Annotated in this window: 1 protein-coding gene; it reads left to right on the top strand. The window is 35.5% G+C overall.

All coding sequences use genetic code 11. The annotated features are described in order from the left end of the window. On the top strand, window positions 1-185 hold a 185-nt coding region (locus tag SB771_RS37195; RefSeq protein WP_410722306.1), incomplete at its 5' end, for a hypothetical protein. Between the last annotated feature and the right edge of the window lie 49 nt (window positions 186-234).

The following is a 234-nucleotide window of genomic DNA, read 5'->3' on the forward strand; positions in this document are numbered from 1 at the left end:
CTGAGTATTACTACTTATTAGCGTTGTCTTATCGTGATAGAAAAAAAAGAGATTTCAGTAAGTTTGTTAGTAATATGCGAACAGCAATTAGCCGTGGCAACTCTGTAAATTGGGATACCAGCGAATGGCAAACACTATTAGATAAATCAACGATTGGCACTGTGTACATAACTGATGGAAAGTAACCTATATGCAGCCCTCTTAAGTAATACTTTTTATTTTTAAATCACGGCG

This window comes from Burkholderia sp. SIMBA_051 (assembly GCF_046534915.1).
Taxonomy (GTDB): domain Bacteria; phylum Pseudomonadota; class Gammaproteobacteria; order Burkholderiales; family Burkholderiaceae; genus Burkholderia; species Burkholderia ambifaria.